This window comes from Roseateles sp. P5_E11 (assembly GCF_054049355.1).
The window spans coordinates 1-912 of record NZ_JBFUMO010001088.1; the positions used below are offsets into that span (position 1 = coordinate 1).

At 66.7% G+C, this 912-nt stretch carries 1 pseudogene; it reads left to right on the forward strand.

Annotation, left to right across the window (positions count from 1 at the left end):
• Window positions 1-912: pseudogene (locus tag ACXJKR_RS33610) on the forward strand (hypothetical protein); the annotation flags it as partial.

Here is a 912-nt window from a genome sequence, read left to right on the forward strand (position 1 = left end):
GCCCAGGTCMGCACGYTGAACACSGACGACCTGAACAGCYTCACGTCCGACCAGTTCAACAAGCTSTCCACCGCCCAGGTCCAGTCGCTGACGACCACCCAGCTCAGCCATCTGGCCACCGACAGCCTCAATGCGATGGGCTCATCGCAGTTCGCGACGCTGAGCTCGGCCCAGTTCGGTTCGCTGACCAGCGACCAGTTGCCCAAGCTGGAGACGGCCGACCTGCGCGCCGTCACGACCGCGGCCCTGGCCGGCCTGACCTCCGACCAGATCCTGACGCTGACCTCCGACGAGGTGGCCGGCCTGTCGACCGGCCAGATCGCCTCGCTGTCGGCCAGCCAGGTCAAGGGCCTGACGGCCGGCGACATGACGGCGCTGAGCAGCGCCCAGGTGGCCGCCCTGAGTTCGGTTCAAGCCGCGGCGCTGAAYACSGACCARCTSTCSGCCATCGATGCGGCCGACATGAAGTCGMTGACGACGGCCKCCCTGCGYGCSCTGTCSAGCRCCCAGATCGATGGCCTGACCAGCGAYCAGYTGCGSGCSCTSACMAGCGCCCAGCTCAACGCGCTGACCACCAGYCCGCAGATCGTCGGCCTCAATACCGATGACCTCAATGTCCTGACGACGGACCAAATTGCCCGACTGTCGACCGCGCAGATCCAGGCGCTGACGACCACGCAGCTGAGCAACCTGGTCACCGACAGCCTCAAYGCGATGGGCTCGGCCCAGTTCGCCACGCTGTCTTCCARCCAGTTCGGCKCMCTGRSMACCGAYCAGCTCTCCAAGATGGAGACGGCCGACCTGCGCGCGGTCACGACCRMTGCRCTGCGYGGCCTGAGYTCCGATCAGGTCCAGTCGCTGAGCTCGGACGAAGTGAGTTCGTTGACCACTGCCCAGGTGGCCGCACTGACG